Source organism: Streptomyces sp. NPDC003042 (assembly GCF_053591315.1).
This window is the reverse complement of sequence record NZ_JBSFTP010000193.1, coordinates 1-1023: the sequence shown is the minus strand read 5'-3', so window position 1 is coordinate 1023 and position 1023 is coordinate 1. Positions and strand designations below refer to the sequence as shown.

The window sequence follows — 1023 nt, the reverse complement described above, 5'->3', positions numbered from 1 at the left end:
ATTCGCCTGCTGAAGACGACGCTGGAGAAGAACGACGGGACGGCGCAGCAGACGCTGGCGCGGGCGCGGGCCGCGGTGGACAACATCGGCTGAGCGGGCCGTTGGGATAGGGCAGTCGGGTACACGGGGGGTCGTCGATGACGTCGTGGGACATCAAGCCGCAGGGTGTGCAGGGGCAGTTGAAGACTGTCGGCGGGCATGCCGGTGAGCTGGAGAAGGCTTTGAACGCTCTGCTGACGGATATGTCGCAGGCGGCGCAGTACGCGGGCACGGCGGTGCCGGGTTCGGCGGCGCAGACGCGTCTGCAGGGTCCGGTGGCTCCGGGCAAGGCTCCTCTGTCGCAGAATGCGATGGGTCCGGTGGCGGCGGCTCTGGGTGAGTATTTGAAGGGCCGGGAGAAGGAACTCAAGTCGATGACGGAGCGGATCGAGGCGTGCGTTCTCGGTGCCGTGAAGGCGACCAACGAGTACCTGGAAGGCGATCTGGAGCAGGCCAAGGCGGCCCAGGACGCTGCGCGGGCTGTGAATCTTGAGGTTCTGCGGGAGCAGCCGGGGGGCAAGAAGTGAGCGGGGACGCGCCGGTTGATCCGGCGGAGGTGCCGGTGTTCACGGGGGACTTCCGGTTGCTGGACGCGAAGGTGAAGGCGATCTCGGCGGGCGGGGCGAAGATCTCGACGGCGACGTCGGACGTCCATTCGAGTTTCGGTGGTCTGCAGGCGTTCTACCGGGCGCCGGAGGCGGACCAGCTGTTCGCGACGACGAAGCCGGTGTCGGATCTGGGTTTGAAGCTGAGCTCGGACATGTGCACGATCGCGGGTGCGCTGGGGACGTACGCGCGGGACGCGGAGCCGATCGCGAAGAAGCTGGATGAGCTGAAGAGGGAAGCGGAAGCGTTTCGTTCGAAGGTCGCCAAGGAGGACAAGTGGCGTGAGGACGGTGATCTGATCGATGAGAATCTCGATCGCCGTAACGAGATCGCCGAGGTGTGGGCGCAGTTCCAGGATGTGGAGAAGGCCGCTCACGC

The 1023-nt window shown here is 66.0% G+C and carries 1 protein-coding gene and 1 pseudogene; both read left to right on the top strand.

Translation table 11 applies throughout. The features are described from left to right. Positions 1-137 precede the first annotated feature (137 nt). The gene (locus ACWDYJ_RS36310) at positions 138-566 is read left to right on the top strand and encodes a DUF6507 family protein (protein ID WP_451569872.1); all 429 of its coding nucleotides are present in this window, start codon (positions 138-140) and stop codon (positions 564-566) included. Next, positions 563-1023, top strand: a pseudogene (locus tag ACWDYJ_RS36305) (hypothetical protein); the annotation flags it as partial. The gene ACWDYJ_RS36310 and the pseudogene ACWDYJ_RS36305, both read left to right, overlap by 4 nt.

Coding starts and splice junctions, on each gene's coding strand:
- ACWDYJ_RS36310 (WP_451569872.1), top strand. CDS start 138: ATGACGTCGTGGGACATCAAGCCGCAGGGTGTGCAGGGGCAGTTGAAG.